Source organism: Natronosporangium hydrolyticum, assembly GCF_016925615.1.
Classification (GTDB): Bacteria; Actinomycetota; Actinomycetes; order Mycobacteriales; family Micromonosporaceae; genus Natronosporangium; species Natronosporangium hydrolyticum.
This window is the reverse complement of record NZ_CP070499.1, coordinates 5,304,515-5,318,669: the sequence shown is the minus strand read 5'-3', so window position 1 is coordinate 5,318,669 and position 14,155 is coordinate 5,304,515. Positions and strand designations below refer to the sequence as shown.

Sequence of the window (14,155 nt, the reverse complement as noted above, 5' to 3'; positions counted from 1 at the left end):
GGTCTGCGGATCGCGGGTAGCCCCGCCCGCGGGGCGTGAGCCGGGCAACCGGCGGGTACCAGAGATCAATGACCAGCTACCTGACCGGCGAACCACTGGTCGACGAGGGGCTCGGCAACAGCGCCTGGTTGGTCGACCTCGGTGACGGGCGGGCGCTCGCCGTAGACGCCCCCCGCGACCTGCGGGCGTTGCGGGCTGCGGCGTTGCGGCGGGGGCTCACCGTGGCGTTCGCGGCCGACACTCACCTGCACGCCGACTTCCTCTCCGGAGCCAGGCAACTCGCCGCCGAAGCGGGCGCGGTCACGCTCGCCCCGGTCGACGGCGAGCGCCGGTTCCCGCACCGGGGTCTGGCCGACGGCGACGAGGTGGAGCTGGGGGGTTTGACGATGCAGGCGCTCGCCACCCCCGGCCACAGCGACGATCACATCTCGCTGCTGCTGCGCGACGGGGCCACCCCGGTGGGGGTGTTCACCGGCGGCTCATTGATCGTCGGCTCGGCCGCCCGGACCGACCTGCTCGGCTCGGCTCGTACCGACGAGTTGGCGCGCAAGCAGTACGGGTCGCTGCGGCGGTTGGCGCAGTTGCCGGACGAGACAGCGGTGTGGCCCACGCATGGCGCCGGATCTTTCTGTTCGGCGGCCGGCGGGGCGGACCGGTCGACCACCATCGGTGCGGAGAAGGCGCAGAATCCGCTGCTTACCGCGCCCGATGTGGACACGTTCGTGGCGCGGCTGGTGGCCGGCCTCGGCAGCTACCCGGCGTACTTCGGCTGGTTGGCGGAGCTGAATCGGCGCGGGCCGGATGTGCTCGACGGGGCGCCGATCCTGCCCTCGCTCGACGCCGCTTCGGTGCGGCGGCTGCTGGCGGACGGCGCGATGGTGGTGGATGTGCGGCCGGTCCCGCAGGTAGCCGCCGGTTACCTGCCAGGGTCGGTGGCGATTCCGCTGCGGCCGCAGTTCGCGACCTGGCTCGGCTGGCTGGTGGACCCGGATGTGCCGGTCATCGTGGTCCGCGACCCCGACCAGGATCCGGCGGACATCCTCTGGCCCGCTCTCAACATTGGGTACGAGCGGTTGGTGGGCGAGCTCGCTGGCGGCCCGGGGGCGTGGCGCGAAGCGGGCGGCGAGCTGGCCCGGGTGGCGCTCCGGGAGCCCGGTGAGGCGGCCGGGCCGGCGGTGCTCGATGTGCGGCAGGAGAACGAGTTTCGCGCCGGTCACCTCCCCGGCGCCGTCCATATCGAACTTGGGGAGCTGCCGTACCGGACCACCGAGGTGGCTCCGGGACCGGTAGTGGTGATGTGCGCCCATGGTGAACGGTCGATGACCGCCGCCACGTTGCTGGCCCGGTCGGGCCACCCGGCGCCGGTGGTGGTCTTCGGGGGCGGCGCCGAACAGTGGGCGGCCGCGAGCGATGCGCACCGCCTGGTGAGGTGAGCCGGGGCGGCGGGCCGGCTCACCCCACCGGTGCGGGCGCTGCGGGGTTAATCTGGGAGGCCGTGCTCGGCGATCACCTTGTGGTACCACCGCGCGCTGTCCTTGCGCAGTCGGACCTGCGTCTCATAGTCCACATAGAAGATCCCGAACCTGGGTCGGTACCCCTCCGCCCACTCGAAGTTGTCGAAGAGCGACCACACCAGGTAGCCGCGGACGTCCACCCCCCGGGCGATCGCCTCGTGGACGGCTCGGAGATGACCGTCCAGGTAGGCGATCCGGGCCGGGTCGGCGACCCGCTCACCGTCCGCCTCCGGCTCGTCCTCGTAGGCGCATCCGTTCTCGGTGATCCAGAACGGCAACCCCGGGTAGTCCCGGCTGAGCCGCTCCAGCAGGCTGGTGAGGCTGGCCGGTTCGATCGACCACCCCATCGCGGTGAGCGGACCGGTGGCCGGCATGAACCGGATGTCCTCGGTGCCTGGGTGGACCGACGAACTCGGTTGGCCGGGGGCGCTGGTCACGATCGTCGGGTTGTAGTAGTTGATCCCCAGCAGGTCCAGCGGCGCGGCGATGATCTGCTCGTCGCCCGGCCGCAGCCATGGCGCACCACCGAACTGCGCGTCGATGAGCGCGCGGATGTCGGCCGGGTAGCCCCGGCCGTAGAGCGGGTCGAGGTAGAGCCGGTTCTGCAAGCCGTCGACCCGGGCGGCGGCGGCGACATCGGCCGGTGCGGTGGCGTCGAGCGGCCGGACCGCCGACGGGTTCAGGGTGATGCCGACCTGGCGGACGCCGTGGCCGCGCAGCACCGGCACTGCTTCGCCGTGGCCGAGCAGTAGGTGGTGGGTGGCGGCGAACGCGTCGGGCGGGTTGGTGATCCCGGGCGCGTGGGTGCCGCTGGCGTAGCCGAGGAAAGCGGCGCACCACGGCTCGTTGAGGGTGATCCAGGTGCCGACCCGGTCGGCGAGCCGCTCCGCGACCAGTCCGGCGTACTCGGCGAAGCGGTACGCGGTGTCCCGGTTGGTCCAGCCGCCCGCGTCCTGCAGCGGCTGGGGCAGGTCCCAGTGGTAAAGGGTGATCATGGGTTCGATCCCGCGAGCCACCAGCGCATCCACCAGCCGGTCATAGAAGTCCAGGCCGGCCCGGTTGGCCGGGCCGGAGCCGGTGGGCTGGATCCGGGGCCAGGCGATCGAGAATCGGTATGCCTGCAACCCGAGCTCCGCCATGAGCTCCACGTCCTCGGCGTACCGGTGGTAGTGGTCGCAGGCGACATCGCCGGTGTCACCGTTGTGGACCTTGCCCGGGGTGTGGCTGAAGGTGTCCCAGATCGACGGGCCGCGACCATCCGCGGTGACCGCGCCCTCGATCTGGTAGGCCGCGGTCGCCGCGCCCCAGACGAACCCAGCCGGGAAGCTCAGCCCGCCCGCGTCGCCGGTTACCCTCGTCGCCGGGTCGATCTGGGTGTCACTCATTGTTACCGCCCTTCCGTGGCTGTCGTCCGGACAGTCTAGGAGAGCGCTCCCAGCAGCGAAATCCCTGGTCAGGGCAGGAGGCGGCGCCGATCGGCGGGGACGGCCGGCTCAGCCGGCGCGTAGCGATGTCAGCAACGCCGCTTCACCACTGACCTCGAGCACGTCGAAGCGGACCCGGCCGAAGAGCGCCAGCACCAGGTCGCTCGCGGTGCCGCGGGCGCTGACCCGGGTGGGGTGCTCGTCATGGTCCAGCCAGGTGTCGGTGTCGAGCAACGCCACACCCTCACCGCGCAGCCGCACCAGCCACTCGTCGTCGGCGTCGGTGGCGACCAGCCGGACCACCCCGGACCGGTCGGTCGGCCCGCTCCGCCGACCCGCCGGCAGCCAGGTCTCCAGCACCTCGGCGACGCCGTCGGCGGCGAGCCGGGACTCGATCGGCTCCGCCTGGCCCAGCGCCATCTGGGCATCCCACCGCCGGACCGCGGTCGAGTGGGCCATCCGGCGCAGCCAGAACCCGGCGAGCTTCGGCGCTGGTGCCCAGTTCCAGGCCGGGAGCTGCGGGTCCAGCGTCTCCAGCAGGCCCACCAGGGCGTCGTACTCGTCGGACCACCATTGGATCGCGGCGGTGCCGGTCGGCAGTTCGGCCAGCTCTTCCCGCGGGTCGTGATCGGGGCGGCTGGTCACCCCCCGGGCGACGTGCGACCGTACCCACAGGTACGTCTTGGCCTGGTGGGTGACCAGGTCCAGGACGGTCCAGCCCGGGCAGGAGGGGGCGGGCACCGAGAGCCCCGCCTCGCTCGCGGCGGCCTCTTCGAAGGCCACCCGAGTTGCCGGGCCGTCGGCGCGCAGCGCCGCCAGCCAGAGCTGCCTGTGCTCTTGCGCCTTTGACATGGCGTTCCTCCCCGGAGTCGGGTACGCCGCCACTACCCTGCCGCTTAGGGTAAGTGACGTGCCTGAACTGAGCGCTGACCCGCATTGCCAGACCGTCCCACTCGCCGAGTTCACCACGCTCCGGCTCGGGGGCCCGGCCCATCGACTCCTCGCGCCCACCAGCGCGGAGGAGATCGCGCAAAGTGTACGGGACGCGACCGTCGACGGAGCGAGGACACTCGTGCTCGGTGGAGGCAGCAATGTGGTGATCGCCGATCAAGGTTTCCCTGGCACCGTGATCCTAGTCCGTAGCCGGGGGATCCGTGTTACCGGCATGCACGGGGACACGGTGACGATCGAGGTGGCCGCCGGCGAGCCCTGGGACGAGGTGGTCACCACCGCGGTCACCGCCGACTGGTCCGGTCTGGAGTGTCTGGCGGGCATTCCGGGCTCGGCGGGCGCCACCCCGATGCAGAACGTCAACGCCTACGGCCAGGAGGTGGCCGAGACGATCACCGCCGTCGAAGTGCTGGACCGGGTGAGCGGCACGGTGAGCCGGATGGGGCCGACCGAGTGCCGGTTCGGTTACCGCAGCAGCCTGTTTCGGGGCAGCGACCGGTGGGTGGTGCTGTCGGTCGAGTTCCGGCTGCGGCGGAGTCCGGCGTCGGCGCCGGTGCGCTACCCGGAGCTGGCCAGGGCGCTCGGCGTGGAGCTGGGCGCCCAGGCGCCGCTCGCCGAGGTCCGCCAGGCGGTGCTCGGGCTGCGCGCTGGCAAGGGGATGCTGCTGGATCCGGCGGACCCTGACTCCTGTTCGGCCGGGTCGTTCTTCATCAATCCGGTGCTCACCGCGGATGAGGTGACGCGGCTGCGGGGCCGGCTCGACGGGGCGCCGGAGCCGTCGCTGCACGCCACCGCGGATGGCCGGTTCAAGGTCAGCGCGGCCTGGTTGATCGAGCGTGCCGGCTTCGCCAAGGGGTACGGCCTGGGGGCGGTGTCGATCTCGTCGAAGCACGCGCTGGCGTTGACTAACCGGGGTGGGGGCAGCAGCGAGGAGTTGCTGCGGCTGGCCCGGCAGATCCGGGACGGGGTGCGCGCACGGTTCGGGGTCACGCTGGTGCCGGAGCCGGTGCTCGTGGAGTGCCAGCTGTAGCCGGCGCAGCCGGGGCCGCGCCTCGGGTGGTCGCTGTCTCGTTGCACAGGGTGTGCGCGATACGGGATGGCGGTGGCGCGGCATCACGACGCTGGCCCTGCTGGCCGGCGTCGGGTTGGCGGTGCCGGCGCTGCCGAGCGGGCCGGCGGAGCTTCGTCTGCTGGCGCTGGCCGGAGCCGGCCTGATGCTGGTGGGGTTGGGCATTCTCACCCGGGTGATCGTGGTGCGGGAGTGACCACCTCCGGGGCCGGGTTACTCGCGTCGATGCACCTTGTGGTTGGCGGCCTGGGCGAGCGGGCGGACCACTAGCCGGTCAACGTTGACGTGGTGTGGCCGGGTCGCGCACCAGGCGACACAGTCGGCGATGTCCTCGGCGACCAGCGGGTCCGGCACTCCGGCGTAGACCGCCGCCGCCCGTTCGGTGTCGCCGCGGAATCGGACCAGGGCGAACTCGTCGGTCTTGACCAGACCTGGATCGATCTCGATTACCCGGACCGGTCGGCCGCACAGCTCCAGCCGCAGCGTCTCCGCCAGGGCGCGCTCGGCGTGCTTGGCGCCGGTGTAGCCGGCGCCGCCCTCGTAGACCGCCAGGCCGGCGGTGGATCCGACCACCACCACGGTGCCGCGCCCGGAGCGTTCCAGCGCCGGCAGCAGCGCCTGGGTGATCCGGGCCGTACCGAGCATGTTCACCTCGTACATCCAGCGCCAGTCGGTGAGGTCGGCGGTCTCGACCGGGGCCAGTCCGAGCGCGCCGCCGGCGTTGTTGACCAGCAGGGTCACCGGCTCGGGGAGTTGGTCTCGGAGGGCCGCCACGGATTCGTCGGAGGTGATGTCACAGGCGACCGCGCGAGCCTGCCCGCCGGTATCCGTGATCTGCGTCACAAGTTCGTCGAGTCGGTCGATCCGCCGGGCGGCGGCGATCACCTGGTAGCCCTCGGCCGCGAGGCGCCGGGCGGTGGCGGCGCCGATGCCGCTGGAGGCGCCGGTGATCACCGCCACCGGGGCGGCGGCGTCGGGTGCGGCGGCTCCGGACGTGACATTACCCATAACCTGATGGTGCCCTACCGTTCGCGGGAAGATCCACGCCGGGCGGCACGGTTGCATTCAGAGGCGCTCCACCCCCAGGGCGCCTTGTCGATCTTGAGGAGGGCGATGTGCGCCGGTTGGCCACGATCTCCGTCCATACTTCCCCGCTCCACCAGCCCGGCACCGGCGACGCCGGCGGCATGAACGTGTACATCGTCGAGACCGCCAAGCGGTTGGCGGCCGCCGGAGTGGCGGTGGAGATCTTCACCCGGGCGACCGCCAGCGACGTGCCCCGGACGGTGGAGCTGGTTCCTGGAGTGTCGGTACACCAGGTGTTGGCCGGTCCGTTCGAAGGGCTGGCGAAGGAAGACCTGCCGGCCCAGCTCTGCGCGTTTACGCAAGGGGTGCTGCGGGCCGAGGCGCGCCACGCCCCGGGGTGGTATGACCTCATTCATTCGCATTATTGGCTCTCCGGTCAGGTCGGTTGGCTCGCCAAAGAGCGCTGGGGCGTGCCCCTTGTCCACAGCGCCCACACCCTGGCCAAGGTCAAGAACGCCTCGCTCGCCGAGGGCGACCGGCCGGAGCCGTGGACCCGGGTGATCGGCGAAGAGCAGGTGGTCGCGGAGACCGACCGGCTGGTCGCGAACACCGAGGCCGAGGCGCACGAGCTGACCACCTGGTATGACGCCGAGCCGGAGCAGGTGTCGGTGGTGGAGCCCGGGGTCGACCTGGGCCGGTTCCGACCGGCGCCGCCCGGCAACGAACACCGCGCCCGGGCCCACGCTCGGGCGTTGCTCGGTCTGCCGGACGACGGGCCGCTGATCACCTTCGTGGGCCGGGTGCAGCCGTTGAAGGCCCCCGATGTGCTGCTGCGGGCGGTCGCCGAGCTGCGGGCCCGGTCGCCGGAGTTGGCGGACCGGTTGACGGTGGCGGTGGTGGGCGGGCCGAGCGGCAGCGGCCTGGATCGACCCAGCGCCTTGATCGAGCTGGCGTCGACGCTGGGGATCACCGCCCAGGTGCGGTTCCTCCCGCCGCAGCGCGGCGCGGCGCTGGCCGAGGTGTACCGGGCTTCGGACCTGGTCGCGGTCCCCTCGTACAGCGAATCGTTCGGGCTGGTGGCGCTGGAGGCGCAGGCCTGCGGTACGCCGGTGGTGGCGGCGGCGGTCGGTGGGCTGGTCACCGCGGTGCAGGACCAGGTCTCCGGGCTGTTGATCGACTCTCACGACCCCACCGAGTGGGCCCGGGCGCTGGCTGGTCTGCTGGCGGCGCCGCAGCGGCGGGCGGAGCTGGCGCGCGGCGCGGTCACCCATGCCCGGCAGTTCTCCTGGGACCGGACCGCGTGGCGGCTGCTGTCGGTGTATCAGGACGCGGTGGCGGCGCACCGGCGCCGGTTGGCGGCGCAGCTGGTGTCATGCTGACCGGGTGGCGGCGAATCGTGACGAATTAGGGTCCCTGATCGAGCGGGTCTGCGCGGAGCGGGAACTCGCCTACGAACGCACCGGGGCGTACGCCTTCGCGGTGACCCTGCCCGGCACCCGCAAACTCCGAACCGTCTGCAACCTGGTGCTCGGCGAGCATGCGCTGCGGGTGGAGGCGTTCGTGATGCGCGCGCCCGACGAGCGGCACGAGCAGCTGTGGGCGTGGTTGCTTCGGCGCAACGCCCGGATGTACGGCGTGGCGTTCGCGATCGACGGTGCTGGGGATGTCTATCTGACCGGTCGGGTCGGGCTGGCCGCGGTGACCGAAGACGAGCTCGATCGGCTGCTGGGCTCGGTGCTGACCTACGCCGATGAATCGTTCGACACCATGTTGGAGATTGGCTTCGCGTCGGCGATCCGACGGGAGTGGGCCTGGCGGATCTCCCGGGGTGAGTCGACCGCCAACCTGGCGGCCTTCCGGCATCTGGCCGAGGGCTCGCCCGAACAGTCGTAACACCGCGTTACGGGCGGCCGACGGCTGGACATTGTGACCAGTGCCGCACCGCCAACCGTTGTCGCTCCGGAAACCGGGGGCGTACGCTGGTGTCAACACGCTGCTCATGGGGCCAGGTCAGATCTATGGGGTTGGGTCTGACGGCCGGCCGGAGATTCTCCGGCGCATGTTTGACGAGCGAGCGTTCGGGGGACGGGTGGACTCCGCCGTGGGGGACGGTGCCACCCTTCAATCCGGCGTGCGGGCGGGCGACGCTTACGGGGGTGGGCGTCGCCCGCCGCCGCCGGATCACCCCGGGTCTCGGGGATCTTCGATCAGCCGGAGACCCCGCGTCGCTGAAACATTCGGGTTCTCAGCACCTGGCCTTCTCAGCTTCTGTCCAGGTTCGCTGCTAGCGAATCGGCTTCGGTGCGCACCGCTGTCCTGGCAGGATCAGGCGCATGCGACTCCTGATATTGGGCGGCACCGTCTTTCTGGGTCGAGCGGTGGCCCGCCACGCCGTGGCCGCCGGGCATGACGTCACCTGCCTGGCGCGGGGAGTCAGCGGCACGCCGGTCGCCGGGGTCCGGTTTCTGAGCTGTGACCGTGGCCACTCCGCGGCGTACTCGCTTGTGGATGGTGAGCGCTTCGATGCGGTGATCGACGTAACCAGCGACCCCCGCCATGCCCGCGGCGCCGTCGCCGCCCTCGGCGACCGGATCGACCACTGGGTCTACGTCTCCAGCATCTCCGTCTACGCCGACCACAGCCAGCCCCACCAACGCGCGGAAACCACCCCGCTGCAGCCGCCGGCCGACCCGGCTGGTGACGACCCGAGGACCGACCCAGAGACGTACGGCCGGGCCAAGGTGGCCTGTGAGGCAGCGGTGCGGGACGGGGTGGGCGCTGCCCGCTCGTTGATCGCCCGAGCCGGGTTGATTGTCGGGCCGGCGGATCCGACCGGCCGCTTCACCTACTGGGTGACCCGGCTGGCGCGCGGCGGACGAGTGCTGGCCCCCAACGAACCCACCGACCTGGTGCAGGTCGTCGATGTCCGGGACCTGGCAGCGTGGCTGGTCCTCGCGGCGGAGCAACGGCTGTCCGGCACCTTCGATACGGTCAGCGAGCCGGTGCCCTTCGCGGAGCTGCTCGCCGAGGTCGCCCTCGGGGTGGCGGCGGAACCTTCGCTGGTGTGGGTGCCGGAGGTCTTCCTTCGCGACCACGACGTGCGCTTCTGGAGCGGTGAGCGGTCGCTGCCGCTGTGGCTGCCCCGCGCCGACCACGGCGGCATGGTCTCCCGGGACACCTCCGCCGCGCTCGCGGCCGGGCTGCGGATCCGGCCGTTCGCGGAGACCGCGTCGGCCACTCTGGAATGGGTGCGCGCTGGCGGTGATGCCGACGCCCGCCCGGCGGGTTTGACCGAGGCGGCGGAGATGAAGCTGCTGCGCGCCTGGGACGCGGCGGCGGCCGAGCCGGCGGGGTCCGGGACTTGACGAGCGGGGGCCCGCTGGCCGGGCTGCGGGTGGTGGAGCTGGCCGGTGTGGGGCCGGCGCCGTTCGCGGGCATGGTGCTCGCCGACCACGGGGCGGAGGTGCTGCGGGTCGACCGTCCGGGCGGCGCCGGCTACCCCATTCCGCCGCGGCTCGACCTACTCAACCGCGGTAAGCGTTCGGTCGCGCTCGACCTGAAGCAGCCGGCCGGCGCCGCCGCTGTCCGGGCGTTGGCGCGCCGGGCGGACCTGCTGTTGGAGGGTTTCCGGCCGGGCGTCGCCGAGCGGCTCGGGGTCGGGCCGGAGCAGTGCCGGGCGGAGCAGCCACGGCTGGTCTACGCCCGGATGACCGGCTGGGGTCAGCACGGCCCGCTGGCCCACACCGCCGGACACGACCTGACCTATCTGGCGCTGAGCGGGGTGCTGCACGCGGTGGGCCCGCCGGGTGGCCCGCCCACCCCACCGGCGAACCTGTTGGGCGACTACGGGGGCGGCGGCATGCTGCTGGTGGCGGGCGCGTTGGCGGCGCTGTGGCGGGCCGAGCGGACCGGCGTGGGCGAGGTGATCGACGCGGCCATCGTGGACGGCTCGGCCCTGCTCGCCACTCAGCTGCTCGGGCTGCGCCACAGTGGCCAGTGGCGGGAGTCACCGGGCGGGAACCTGCTCGACGGCGGCGCCCCGTTCTACGCGGTCTACCCGACCGCCGACCACCGGTATGTGGCGGTCGCCGCGCTGGAGCCGCCGTTCTTCGCGCAGCTGCTCGCTGGGCTCGGGTTGGATCCGGCGACCACCCCCGGGCAGGCAGCGGTCGCGGACTGGCCCCGGCTGCGGGCGCTGCTCGAGCAGCGCTTCGCCACCCGTACCCGGGACGAGTGGGCGGCGGTCTTCGCCGGTACCGACGCCTGCGTGGCGCCGGTGCTGGACTGGACCGAGGCGGCGGCCCATCCGCAGCTGGCCGACCGGGGCGTCTACCGGACGGCGTACGGGGTGAGCCAGCCCGCGCCGGCGCCCCGGTTCGCCGAGTCGGGCACAGCCTTCCCGGCCGCTCCGCCGCCGGTGCCTGGGGAGCACACCCGGCAGGCGCTGGCGGAGTGGGGGGTCGAGGGGGTGACAGAGCTGCTCGCGACCGGGGTGGCCGTGCAGGCCGACCCGCTGCCGGCACAGTGAGCGCCGCCGGGCAGGATGGCAGGCATGAGCGTCGGAACCCTGGTGCTGCTGCGGCACGGCGAGAGCGTGTGGAACGCGGAGAATCTATTCACCGGCTGGGTCGATGTGGACCTGAGCGAACGAGGCGAGGCGGAGGCCCGGCGCGGCGGGCACCTGCTGAGCGAATCCGGCCTGCTGCCGGACGTGCTACACACGTCGCTGCAGCGGCGGGCGATCCGGACCGCCCAGCTGGCGCTGGACGCGTGTGACCGGTTGTGGATCCCGGTGCACCGGTCGTGGCGGATCAACGAGCGCCACTACGGTTCGCTGCAGGGCAAGAACAAGAAACAGATCCGCGAGGAGTTCGGCGACGAGCAGTTCATGATCTGGCGTCGCTCCTACGACACGCCGCCGCCGCCGATCGCCGACGACGACAAGTGGTCGCAGGTGGGCGAGGCGCGGTATGCCGCGCTGCCGCCGGAGTTGGTGCCCCGGACCGAGTGCCTGAAAGATGTGGTCGGCCGGGCCCTGCCGTACTGGTACGACGCGATCGTGCCGGATCTACAGGCGGGCCGGACGGTGCTGGTCTCCGCCCATGGCAACTCGCTGCGGGCGCTGGTGAAGCACCTGGATCAGATCTCCGAGGAGGAGATCGTCGGGCTGAACATCCCCACCGGGATCCCGCTGCGCTACGACCTCGACCTGGCCACGATGCGGCCGGTAACGCCCGGCGGCGAGTATCTCGACCCGGAGGCGGCCGCGGCCTCGATCGCGGCGGTGGCGAACCAGGGCCGGTGAGGCAGTCGCCGCTCCCCGTCGAGCCAGCAACCGCCCGTGGGCGGGCGGCTCCTGGCTCGACGGGGCCCGGTCACTCGTTCTGCGCTTTGCCGGTGATCAGATAGATGACGTGTTGGCCGGCGTTGACCGCGTGGTCGGCGTACCGCTCGTAGAAGCGGGCCAGCAGCGCCATGTCCACCGCCGCTTCGACCCCGTGGCTCCAGCTCGCGTCGAGGATGGTGGCGAGGAGCCGCCGGTGCAGGTCGTCCATGGCGTCGTCGTCCCGCTCCAACTCGGTGGCGCGGGTCACATTCGGGGTGGAGAGTACGCGGCTGATCTTGCCGGCCATCTGGTCGGCCACCGTCGCCATCTCCCGGACCACCCCGGTCAGCTCCTCCGGCACGGCCGGGGCGGGGTGGCGGCGCAGTCCGGTCTTCGCGACGTGGCCCGCGAGGTCGCCCATCCGCTCCAGATCACCGGCGATGTGCAGCGAGGTCAGCACCAGCCGTAGGTCGGAGGCGACCGGCGCTTGCAACGCCACCACCTCGTACACCTTCTCCTCGACGTTGTGGTAATGCGCGTCGATCTCCTGATCGGCGAGAATGACCTGTTGTGCCTGCTCGGCGTCGGAGTGGAGGAGGGCCCCGGTGGCCTGCCGGATCGCGGTCCGGACCGCATCGGCCATCTCAACCAGCAGTCCGGCGATCGTGGCCAGATCGCCCTGAAACTTTTCACGCATCGTGACATGGTGCCACGGGATGTGAATTTCAGCCGGATCGGTGGTTAACAGTCTGGGTGGGTGGCCGGATTCGTCCGTTCTTGTGAAGGCCCGTCGCTACGCTGGGACATACGATCGACGAGATGAACTGGGCGCTCGTTCTCAGCCTGGCCGGCGGACTCCTCGCCGGTGCTGGCGTGACCCTGCTCGCGATCCGGCGGTGGGGGGCCCGCCTGGGCCCCGGTGGTGACGGGAGGATGACCATCGCGAGCCAGGTGTCCGAGGTGACCGACCCGCACCGGGACGACCCGCGGGGCGGGCTTGCCCGAAAGAGCGTGGATTCGCTGCGGGTCGGGGTGGTCGTGCTGGACGCGGGTGATCAGCCGGTGCTGGTGAACCCGTCGGCCCGGGCGATGGGGTTGTTGCGGGCCGGCGCCGGCCCGGGCACCATCGCCGCCCACCCGGTGGTGCGGACGCTCGCCGCCCAGGTGCGCCGCAGCGGGGTTCGCCGCGAGGTCGAGCTGGACCTACCGCGTACCGGCGCGGACGGCGCCGCCGACCCGCTGGGAGTGGTGCTGCGGGCGGTCGGCCTGGGCGCCGACCATGTGGCGGTGGAGGCGGCCGACGCCACCGAGTCGCACCGGGTGGCTCGGGTGCGCCGCGACTTCGTCGCCAACGTGGGCCATGAACTGAAGACCCCGATCGGCGCGCTGCAGCTGCTCTCCGAAGCGTTGCTGGACGCGACCCAGCCGGGCGACGAGGGGCGGGGCAGCTTCGCCACCGATCCGGCCGAGGATGTCGCCGCCGTCCGCCGGTTCGCCGAGCGGATCCAGCAGGAGTCCACCCGGCTGGGCCGGCTGGTGAGCGAGTTGCTGGAGCTCTCCCGGGTGCAGGGCGCGGAGCCGCTGCCGGACCGGGACCCGGTGTCGGTGGAGTGGCTCACCGCCGAGGCGCTCGACCGGGCCCGGACCGGCGCGGCGGCGAAGCGGATCGAGGTCACCGTGACCGGCGAGCGAGGGCTCACCGTCTACGGCAGCGCCGGGCAGCTCGCCACCGCGCTGTCGAACCTGGTGGAGAACGCCGTCGCCTACTCCCCGGAGGGCAGTTCGGTGACGGTCGAGGTGAGTTGCCAGGACGATGGTGGGCAGGTGGTCTTCGCGGTGGTGGACCACGGCATCGGGATCGCGGCCAAGGAGCTCGACCGGATCTTCGAACGGTTCTACCGGTCCGATCGGGCGCGGTCCCGCGCCACCGGCGGCACCGGGCTCGGGTTGGCGATCGTCAAGCACATCGCCACCAACCACGGCGGTCGGGTGGAGGTCAACAGCACGCTGGGCGAGGGGTCAACGTTCACCTTGCGGCTGCCCGCGCGTCCCCCGGAGGCAGTCATGGCGCAACCCGCCCCGGCTGAGATCGATGTTGTTCGAGGATTGTCTGTTTCGGAGATGAAGTGAGGGACCGTGGCCCGGGTGCTCGTTGTCGAGGATGAAGAGTCATTCTCCGACGCTCTGTCGTACATGCTCCGTAAAGAGGGCTTCGAGGTCTCGGTGGCGGATACCGGCACCGCGGCGATCTCCGAGTTCGACCGGGCCGGCGCGGACATCGTGTTGCTGGACCTGATGTTGCCGGAGATGTCCGGTACCGAGGTGTGTCGGCAGTTGCGGACCAAGTCGCAGGTGCCGATCATCATGATCACCGCCCGGGACAGCGAGATCGACAAGGTGGTCGGCCTGGAGATCGGGGCCGACGACTACGTCACCAAGCCCTACTCGCCCCGCGAGCTGGTGGCCCGGGTGCGGGCGGTGCTGCGCCGGCAACTGTCGGAGACGGCCGAGTCGGCCACCCCGTCGCTGGCGGTGGGCCCGGTCCGGATGGATGTAGACCGGCATGTGGTGACCGTCTCCGGCGCCGCGGTGCAGCTGCCGCTCAAGGAGTTTGAGCTGCTGGAGCTTCTGCTGCGCAACGCGGGCCGGGTGCTCACCCGGGGCCAGCTGATCGACCGGATCTGGGGCGCCGACTATGTGGGCGACACCAAGACGCTCGATGTCCATGTGAAGCGGCTGCGGTCGAAGGTCGAGCCGGTGCCCTCGAATCCCCGGCACATCGTCACCGTGCGCGGGCTCGGCTACAAGTTCGAGCCGTAACGGCCCCGGTGCAGCTCGCCAATCG

General features: G+C 71.8%; 14 protein-coding genes. 10 read left to right on the top strand and 4 right to left on the bottom strand.

Going from position 1 to position 14,155, the window contains the following annotated elements; all coding sequences use genetic code 11:
- Positions 1–68: 68 nt before the first annotated feature.
- Complete coding sequence (locus JQS43_RS24080; protein ID WP_239676641.1) at positions 69–1,433, top strand: MBL fold metallo-hydrolase; 1,365 nt, start codon at positions 69–71, stop codon at positions 1,431–1,433.
- Between the two features lie 47 nt (positions 1,434–1,480).
- On the opposite strand, the gene JQS43_RS24075 is transcribed toward JQS43_RS24080, so the two are convergent.
- Both JQS43_RS24075 and JQS43_RS24070 read right to left on the bottom strand, forming a co-directional pair.
- Positions 1,481–2,899 carry a GH1 family beta-glucosidase gene (locus tag JQS43_RS24075; protein ID WP_239676640.1) on the bottom strand — a complete coding sequence of 473 codons (1,419 nt, stop codon included), beginning with the start codon at positions 2,897–2,899 and terminating at the stop codon, positions 1,481–1,483.
- A gap of 108 nt (positions 2,900–3,007) precedes the next feature.
- Positions 3,008–3,790 (bottom strand): maleylpyruvate isomerase family mycothiol-dependent enzyme, encoded by a 783-nt coding sequence (locus JQS43_RS24070; RefSeq protein ID WP_239676639.1) that lies wholly within the window; start codon positions 3,788–3,790, stop codon positions 3,008–3,010.
- On the opposite strand from JQS43_RS24070, the gene JQS43_RS24065 reads away from it, so the two are divergent.
- Positions 3,789–4,919, top strand: coding sequence for a UDP-N-acetylmuramate dehydrogenase (locus tag JQS43_RS24065; protein WP_239676638.1), 1,131 nt, complete (start codon positions 3,789–3,791; stop codon positions 4,917–4,919). The genes JQS43_RS24070 and JQS43_RS24065 overlap by 2 nt on opposite strands.
- A gap of 52 nt (positions 4,920–4,971) precedes the next feature.
- Positions 4,972–5,154, top strand: a complete 183-nt coding sequence (locus JQS43_RS24060; RefSeq protein WP_239676637.1) for a hypothetical protein — start codon at positions 4,972–4,974, stop codon at positions 5,152–5,154.
- A gap of 17 nt (positions 5,155–5,171) precedes the next feature.
- On the opposite strand, the gene JQS43_RS24055 is transcribed toward JQS43_RS24060, so the two are convergent.
- The gene (locus JQS43_RS24055; RefSeq protein ID WP_239676636.1) at positions 5,172–5,966 is read right to left on the bottom strand and encodes an SDR family NAD(P)-dependent oxidoreductase; all 795 of its coding nucleotides are present in this window, start codon (positions 5,964–5,966) and stop codon (positions 5,172–5,174) included.
- Positions 5,967–6,073: 107 nt separating this feature from the next.
- Here JQS43_RS24055 and mshA point away from each other — a divergent pair, with 107 nt between their 5' ends.
- From mshA to JQS43_RS24030, 5 genes are all read left to right on the top strand, one after another.
- Positions 6,074–7,363, top strand: coding sequence for a D-inositol-3-phosphate glycosyltransferase (mshA, locus tag JQS43_RS24050; RefSeq protein WP_239676635.1), 1,290 nt, complete (start codon positions 6,074–6,076; stop codon positions 7,361–7,363).
- Between the two features lie 4 nt (positions 7,364–7,367).
- Positions 7,368–7,877, top strand: a complete 510-nt coding sequence (locus JQS43_RS24045) for a type III secretion system chaperone family protein (protein ID WP_239676634.1) — start codon at positions 7,368–7,370, stop codon at positions 7,875–7,877.
- A gap of 440 nt (positions 7,878–8,317) precedes the next feature.
- On the top strand, positions 8,318–9,349 hold the full coding sequence (locus JQS43_RS24040) for an NAD-dependent epimerase/dehydratase family protein (protein WP_239676633.1): 1,032 nt from the start codon (positions 8,318–8,320) through the stop codon (positions 9,347–9,349).
- On the top strand, positions 9,346–10,512 hold the full coding sequence (locus JQS43_RS24035; RefSeq protein ID WP_239676632.1) for a CaiB/BaiF CoA transferase family protein: 1,167 nt from the start codon (positions 9,346–9,348) through the stop codon (positions 10,510–10,512). Before JQS43_RS24040 ends, JQS43_RS24035 begins: the two co-directional genes overlap by 4 nt.
- A gap of 15 nt (positions 10,513–10,527) precedes the next feature.
- Positions 10,528–11,289: a phosphoglyceromutase gene (locus JQS43_RS24030; protein ID WP_239676631.1), complete on the top strand. Its 762-nt coding sequence runs from the start codon at positions 10,528–10,530 to the stop codon at positions 11,287–11,289.
- Positions 11,290–11,359: 70 nt separating this feature from the next.
- Here JQS43_RS24030 and phoU read toward each other — a convergent pair whose 3' ends face one another.
- Positions 11,360–12,007, bottom strand: a complete 648-nt coding sequence (gene phoU / locus JQS43_RS24025) for a phosphate signaling complex protein PhoU (protein ID WP_239676630.1) — start codon at positions 12,005–12,007, stop codon at positions 11,360–11,362.
- A gap of 122 nt (positions 12,008–12,129) precedes the next feature.
- Here phoU and JQS43_RS24020 point away from each other — a divergent pair, with 122 nt between their 5' ends.
- Both JQS43_RS24020 and JQS43_RS24015 read left to right on the top strand, forming a co-directional pair.
- Positions 12,130–13,440, top strand: a complete 1,311-nt coding sequence (locus JQS43_RS24020; RefSeq protein WP_239676629.1) for a sensor histidine kinase — start codon at positions 12,130–12,132, stop codon at positions 13,438–13,440.
- Positions 13,441–13,446: 6 nt separating this feature from the next.
- The gene (locus tag JQS43_RS24015; RefSeq protein ID WP_239676628.1) at positions 13,447–14,130 is read left to right on the top strand and encodes a response regulator transcription factor; all 684 of its coding nucleotides are present in this window, start codon (positions 13,447–13,449) and stop codon (positions 14,128–14,130) included.
- Positions 14,131–14,155: the final 25 nt, after the last annotated feature.